Raw genomic sequence first — 6,686 nt, 5'->3', positions numbered from 1 at the left:
GATAAATTAAAAACAATATGGAGAAAAACATGTTTACACGAGCCCTAGCGTTATTGGCGCTGTGCCTTTCTTTGCCTGCAATGGCTTATCAAGAAGGCGATGCTTTATCGCAAGACATTATCAAGAAACTGCAACTCAACAACGAGGAGCTCACCATTGTCGACTTCTTTGCTGAATGGTGCGTTTCTTGCCGAGAAGAGCTTCCAGAAGTAAACCAACTCTACAAAGAACTTAAAGGCACCGGCGTGACGTTCAAAGGTGTTGATGTCGATGAGGATGTTGAAGTTGGCCTTGAGTTTCAAAAGCAGCTCGGATTGGAATTCCCAGTAGTGAACGATCCAGAACAAGCATTGATCGCTGAGTTTAAACCTATCGGTATGCCTGCACTTTATTACATCTACCAAGGCAAGGTTATCAAGATTCGATTTGGCGCAATCAACCACATTGGCGACGTCATTACTGATGACCTAGTGAAAATGGGAGTGCAGCTGTGATGTTGATGAAAGCCACCCTTGTTGGATTGCTCGCTATTCCAATGACCGCGAACGCGGCTCTTGAACTCGACCTTAGTGGTTTAGGAAAAAAGCCCGTTAAACAGCAAACCAGTAAGAACAGCACTAATAGCGATGGTCCCATCGTAGAAGAAGAGATCATCTCCAGCACGGTTTACTCCAGTGGCGGCACGCACTCAAACCAAACTCCCAAAAGCGCAACAAGACGCAACATCGACATGATTACACCAAAGGCAAAACAGCTGGTTATCAAAAAAAAAGAGCCAGAAGAGACTAACAAGCCTTCAGCGTTAGCGTTTGTCGATGAATTTCTTGGCATTGAGCCGGTAAAGCCTTGGGAGAAAGGAACGCTAGCTCAAAAAGAGATGAAACCGGGCGGTCCAGTACCGGAATTCGATGTGTTCTCTGAAAAAGTCTTTGCCTACAAACAAGGCTCTGTGGGTGGCAGCGGTGTTGGCGGTGGCGGCTGCGGCTGTAACTAACCATTAAATCGCCCCAAAAAACTCAATCGACATAAAACACTCAATCAATAAAAAAATATTCAGTACTTCAAAAACAAAATAAGAACAAAATGAAAAAACTACCAATTACGCTGCTAAGTGCAGCGGCAGTGGCTAATGTGGCATTAGCTGAAGATCATGTCTCTGTGCATTACCTGAACTATGAAGAGTATGACGACAGAGTTTCAGCTAAGGACACCATGGTTTCGATTGAAAAAAGTATCGGCTTAGATTGGACCCTAAACGCAGAAATAAGCTACGACAGTGTTTCAGGTGCTTCTCCAGCATGGGGCCCTACGACGCCTCCAGCTTCGGATGCCGACAAAATAAATCGCGCCCTGAAAACCCAGCAAGCTCAAGACAAAACTAACGAGGTCATCCGTGCGGGTTACGATCCTCACCGAGACAGTTATGAGGTCCAGAAAGTCGGCTTAGAAGACACAAGAAAAGCACTCAGCTTGAGTGCCACCTACCGTGACAGACTGCGTAATGAATGGACCTTTGGTGGCAATATATCTCAAGAAGAAGACTACGAGAGCATTGGTATCAATGGTAAAGGTTTGATTTATGCCGATAGCGCTAAAAACCGTTCGTACAGCTTAGGGGGCTCTGCTCTTTTCGACCAAACTCAGGCATTTGGCAAATACGTTTTAGGCTCTTCTAACAGCCAGAGCTGGGAAGACATTTTCACAGGTAGCTTAGAAGCAGGTTTATCTCAAACTTTTACACCAAATCTGTACAGCATTTTTACCGCTTATGCAGGCTACCGTAGCGGTTACTTGAGCAACCACTATTTAACGGTGCTTCGCGAAGTCGACATTAACGACGATGGCAAAATCGATGATGACGAAGTGTTCTTGGGGCAAGACTCTAGACCAGATACCCGACTGTCTGGCGGCATCAACATCCAAACCTTCTACTCGCTGTCCGATAGCATCAAAATCCGACCACGTTACAAATGGTTCATGGATGACTGGGGGGTAATGTCTCATCAAATAGGCGGCAAATTATCTTGGCGTGTCAGTGAGTGGCTAACCTTAGCACCCGGTTATTTCTGGTATACGCAAGATGCAGCAGATTTCTATCGCGACCCTAGCAGCGCTGACCCTTCTTTTGCCTCGACAGGTTACGCGACCTCTGACCTTCGCCTAGGTAACTTCACCGCGAATGCTTATGAGCTTGGCGCGAGCGTTAAGGTCCATAAAACCGTGCGCTTAAATGCGCTTGCGGCTTACTACGAACAGAGCAACGGGTTTGAAGCGCAGTGGTGGGCGGTTGGAGCAACGTATGAATTCTAAGCTGCCCTTTGTCCATCGCTTTCATGCCATGACAGTACCTTGCGAAGTGCAAATCTTATCGCTTGATTTGACCCACTTCCCAAAGGCGTGCGCAAAAGACATCGCTGATGAGATAGAGCAGAACACACACCGCTTAGAAGACAAATATAACTTCTACAGCGATGATTCATGGCTAACACGACATGTTAATCAGCGTACAGCCAATGAAGTTGAACTCGATTCAGAGTCTGCGGAAGTTTTTGAGCATCTCGACCGATTAAGCCAACTAACATTCGACACGTTTGATACCACTGTTGGCAGCATCAAACATCTTTTACAGCAGAAGCCGAAGATGTCACACAGCCATGCCTTTCAAGCCCTCTCTTCCGCGCTAGGCAAGCAGGCATGGGAGCTAAAAGAGGCAATTGTTCTAGAAGAAACGGTCCCTCTACAAGGAACAGTCGAACGACAAAGGGCTATCGATCGAAAAAGGACAAGGCTACACATCCCTGACCCACGCACTCGCTTCGATTTTGGTGGCGTCATCAAAGAGTACGCGGTCGACCAAGCGGTAAAGATAGGCAAGCGACTTGGTGCAAGTTCAATGTTGGTGAATTTTGGCGGCGATATCTATGCATTGGGTACAAAGCCAGATGGTTCGCCATTCAATATTGCAGTTCTGGATCCAAGAGACAACAAGACACCTTTTTTTGCTGTTCCGATTACCGACGCGGCGCTGACCACATCAGCCCACAGTGAACGTCAGATGCAGTTCGGCGATAAAACCACGTCTCATATTTTGTCGAAACAAGACGTAGAAAAGAAGATTCTGTCTGTTACGGCAATAGCTTCTTCCACTTTGGAAGCTGGTGTACTTAGCACTTCCTTGACGCTCAACCCGAACATTTCAGTACCGGAAGAGAGCGCCGTTATTTACATCGACGATCAATTACACATTCACCAAAGCACGGAGTTTTTGCATTCATGAAAAACTACCTACTCACGTTAATTATATTGTTTAGCAGCTTTTTGCATGCTCAAGACAGCGAGTTTCTTCCGGTTGAAGAAGCCTTCCCTGTTACATGGGAAGCCACAGGCCAAGGCGCGGTTATCCGCTTTGATACACACCCGGGCTACTACCTGTACCAATCTCGATTCTCGTTTAAAGAAGAGTCCTCATTATCGACACTAGCTCCTCAATACTCTCTGCCAGGTGAAGAAAAACAAGACCCTAACTTTGGCAATGTAGTGGTATTTCACGATCCACTTACCGTTATCGTGCCTTACACCGGAAGTGGCAAGCTCACCGTCCGCTATCAGGGCTGTGCAGACAAAGGGCTTTGTTACCTGCCACAAAAACTAGAGTTGGATTTACCTACGCTCAAGGCATTGGCAGACGTCGCTTCTGAGAAGCCATCAAACTCTTTGGTTCAAACGCTAGGTAAGATCAGTGACGATACCAATGCCTTGTCATCGTTTCTCTCTCAAGCAGGTAAGTTGCAGGCACTGCTTGTCTTCTTCTTGCTTGGCTTAGGCCTATCTCTCACGCCGTGCGTGCTGCCTATGATTCCTATCTTAGCCAGCATCATAGGTGGTGAAAAAGCGATGACAGGCAAGAAAGGTGCAGCGCTTTCTAGCTCGTACGTTCTGGGTATGGCGACCAGTTATGCTATGACGGGCATTCTGGTTACCACATTAGCAAAAGGCATCAATTTACAAGCAGCCATGCAACAACCTTGGTTGCTCAGCATTTTTGCCGCCGTGTTCGTTTTATTGGCGTTAGCTATGTTCGGTTTCTATGAACTTCAACTGCCAGCCGCACTACAGCAGAAACTCAACAGTGGTTCAGACAAGTTGGGCGGCGGTAAAATTGCTAGCGTATTCGCGATGGGCGCGATATCTGCACTAGTGGTTTCACCTTGTGTTAGTGCGCCACTAGCTGGCGCATTGCTTTATGTATCCACCACTCAAGACTGGATGTTTGGTGGTGCTACCCTGTTTGTCATGGCTCTAGGCATGGGTGTTCCGCTTATCGCGATCGGTGCTAGTGGCGGACGCTTACTGTTAAAAAGTGGCGCGTGGATGGTATCGGTTAAGCAAGTATTTGGCGTACTGCTACTCGCGGTGGCTATCGTCTTGTTAAGCCGCTTCGTTGCCCCATCAATCATTATGATTTTGTGGGCACTCCTTGCTATTGGTACGGGTGTGCACTTCGGCGCGTTAGAAGCGGCACAACCGGGCTGGGCACGTACTCGTAAGTTTTCTGCCCTATTGCCACTGAGCTATGGCTTGATTCTGTTTGTGGGTTATTTCCTAGGAAATTCCGATCCTCTCAACCCGCTTGCGAACCGAGAGTCCACACAACCTATGGCCATCACGTCTTTTGAGAAAACCGATTCAGTCACTCACTTAGAGCAGCAATTACAAGCTGCAGCCAATGCTGATCAAAAGGTGCTAGTGGACCTTTATGCTGACTGGTGTGTCTCTTGTAAAGTGATTGAGACCAACGTGTTTAACGATCAACAAATCAGCCAAAAACTCAAAGAGTGGCAGACCATAAAACTGGATGTGACAGAAAGCTCGCCAGAACAAATGGCATGGCTCAACAATAAGAATGTGTTTGGCCCACCCGCTATTTTCTTTTACTCACCCGCTAACGGAGAGTTAGAACCGGCGCGAGTCATGGGGGATATTGACAAGGCTGGCTTTAACAGCAAGCTCAAACTTGCCAATCAGCTTGTAGCTGCCCGCACAACGGAACCAGACAGCCAAACAAATTAGACTGTCACTCAATAACCCAAAACGCCCAATCAATGATTGGGCGTTTTTGTTTGATCCATTGATGATAAGCCTGTTACTCAGCTCTCTCTAACTGTTGGATGACCGTTTGGGTCAACTGCTCAGTGTAAGGGTTAATCTTCCAATGCTCAGGACTCCAACCTTTTACGAAGCGTTGGAAATCAGCCCCCGCAACATAAAACATTGGTCGCCATGCGCGTTCGACGTCTTCAAATGAGAGCTGAGGCTGATAGTGTACAAGCGCCTCTTTTAAGTGTTGGAAATAAGTATCTAACACCTCATTTTCATACTCTTGGCAATCTCGAGGCCTAATCGCGCTGCTCATGAACAAGGCAACGTCTTTCATTGCACAACCGTGGCCAACGTATTGAAAATCGACTGCAGCCGCGTTTTCACTTTCAGGCTCAAAACAGAAGTTCGCGAGCTTAGAATCGCCGTGTACTAAGGTTGGATACGGGCACTCTTTCAATAAACAATCGATACGTTGCGCTTGTTGTTTCAAAGGTAAGTCCGCTAAGGCACTTAGCTCATCAGGACGAGTGTCTAAATGCCAATAAGTACCGACAGGCCACAATGATGCCGACTGCCCTTGATCAACATTGATGTGCTTTGCGTGAAAGTTAGCCAACCATTTTAAGCAAGCATTTCGCTGTTTAACCTCAACAGGCGTATAAGCATGATGCTGCTCGCCTGAGGTTGATTCATCAAAAGCGGCCAGTACATCAAACTGAGAGGTTAATGGGAAACCGCTATCGGCTAAGTCTTGCATCACGATAAGCCATTCGTTGTCTGCTAATTCACATTGCAAACCCACAGGCACGGGGCAGCGCTCATCCCATTGTTGAGTGAACGATTGATACCACGCTGTCTCTACTTGATAGGAATGCACTTTACGCTGATGAGACAGCTTAGTGTTCCATCCTTTCGGGTGTTCACTTTTATCGGGCAACGCGACATGTTTAACGATAACGCTGTTGAATCCAGCATCACTACTATCTGTGAAGACTAAGCGTACTAACTCGCCATACCCGCCCCACAAGCGTTGAATCACGTGAATATCGAACCCTTGATGGCAACCGAGTGACGTGGCTATTTTTTGATATAGCTCAGGAGGTTGCTGACTGGGATTAACATCGGATTCAACAGACTGTTTTGAAGGTATTGATTGAGACATATAACTCGTTGCTACGCTTTATCGGCTAAAAGGTGTGACCATTGTGTCTGTCTATTCATGTAATGAACAACATAACTGCATACCGGGACAATTGTGTAACCCGCACGCTCAATTTCAGGGAGTACCGATTCCATCATCACCTTACCAAAACCCTTGCCTTGCAGTTCATCAGGGATTCGAGTTGAGGTGATATGCAGTACATCGCCATCCTTTTTATACTTAACAACCGCAAATTGATCTGGTTCCAACTCAACCGTGATCTGGTTCGCATCTTGATACCATTTAACTGCCTGCATTCTCAACTCCTGCAAATAATGGATACGACAAACAATTAAAGTTTGAAGTATGAATTCCTTGTAATAGACTAACGCAAGTGCATATAAATAAAACTAAGTACTTACAAACAAAGAAAATATTATTATAG

The 6,686-nt window shown here is 46.4% G+C and carries 7 protein-coding genes; 5 read left to right on the top strand and 2 right to left on the bottom strand.

Annotated features, from left to right (window positions below; genetic code table 11):
* Positions 1-29: 29 nt before the first annotated feature.
* From BCT81_RS12045 to dsbD, 5 genes are all read left to right on the top strand, one after another.
* A complete protein-coding gene (locus BCT81_RS12045) occupies positions 30-494 on the top strand; it encodes a TlpA disulfide reductase family protein (protein WP_102424535.1) in 465 nt (154 codons plus the stop codon).
* Positions 494-994, top strand: a complete 501-nt coding sequence (locus BCT81_RS12040; protein WP_102424534.1) for a DUF4266 domain-containing protein — start codon at positions 494-496, stop codon at positions 992-994. Before BCT81_RS12045 ends, BCT81_RS12040 begins: the two co-directional genes overlap by 1 nt.
* Before the next feature lie 89 nt (positions 995-1,083).
* Positions 1,084-2,310 (top strand): DUF3570 domain-containing protein, encoded by a 1,227-nt coding sequence (locus BCT81_RS12035; protein ID WP_102424532.1) that lies wholly within the window; start codon positions 1,084-1,086, stop codon positions 2,308-2,310.
* Entirely contained in the window at positions 2,300-3,277 is a 978-nt protein-coding gene (locus tag BCT81_RS12030; protein ID WP_102424531.1) for an FAD:protein FMN transferase, read from the top strand. Before BCT81_RS12035 ends, BCT81_RS12030 begins: the two co-directional genes overlap by 11 nt.
* Positions 3,274-5,070, top strand: coding sequence for a protein-disulfide reductase DsbD (gene dsbD / locus BCT81_RS12025; RefSeq protein ID WP_102424529.1), 1,797 nt, complete (start codon positions 3,274-3,276; stop codon positions 5,068-5,070). Before BCT81_RS12030 ends, dsbD begins: the two co-directional genes overlap by 4 nt.
* A gap of 73 nt (positions 5,071-5,143) precedes the next feature.
* Here dsbD and BCT81_RS12020 read toward each other — a convergent pair whose 3' ends face one another.
* A complete protein-coding gene (locus BCT81_RS12020; protein WP_102424528.1) occupies positions 5,144-6,262 on the bottom strand; it encodes a phosphotransferase in 1,119 nt (372 codons plus the stop codon).
* Between the two features lie 11 nt (positions 6,263-6,273).
* Positions 6,274-6,558, bottom strand: coding sequence for a GNAT family N-acetyltransferase (locus tag BCT81_RS12015; RefSeq protein WP_102424527.1), 285 nt, complete (start codon positions 6,556-6,558; stop codon positions 6,274-6,276).
* Positions 6,559-6,686: the final 128 nt, after the last annotated feature.

This window comes from Vibrio sp. 10N.261.52.A1, assembly GCF_002876325.1.
GTDB classification, from domain to species: Bacteria; Pseudomonadota; Gammaproteobacteria; order Enterobacterales; family Vibrionaceae; genus Vibrio; species Vibrio chagasii.
This window is presented reverse-complemented; position numbering and strand designations above follow the sequence as displayed.

Excerpts from the sequence above, each read along its gene's own strand:
- BCT81_RS12035 (WP_102424532.1), top strand. The coding sequence starts at position 1,084 with ATGAAAAAACTACCAATTACGCTGCTAAGTGCAGCGGCAGTGGCTAAT.
- BCT81_RS12015 (WP_102424527.1), bottom strand. The coding sequence starts at position 6,558 with ATGCAGGCAGTTAAATGGTATCAAGATGCGAACCAGATCACGGTTGAG.
- BCT81_RS12045 (WP_102424535.1), top strand. The coding sequence starts at position 30 with ATGTTTACACGAGCCCTAGCGTTATTGGCGCTGTGCCTTTCTTTGCCT.
- BCT81_RS12030 (WP_102424531.1), top strand. The coding sequence starts at position 2,300 with ATGAATTCTAAGCTGCCCTTTGTCCATCGCTTTCATGCCATGACAGTA.
- BCT81_RS12020 (WP_102424528.1), bottom strand. The coding sequence starts at position 6,262 with ATGTCTCAATCAATACCTTCAAAACAGTCTGTTGAATCCGATGTTAAT.
- dsbD (WP_102424529.1), top strand. The coding sequence starts at position 3,274 with ATGAAAAACTACCTACTCACGTTAATTATATTGTTTAGCAGCTTTTTG.
- BCT81_RS12040 (WP_102424534.1), top strand. The coding sequence starts at position 494 with ATGTTGATGAAAGCCACCCTTGTTGGATTGCTCGCTATTCCAATGACC.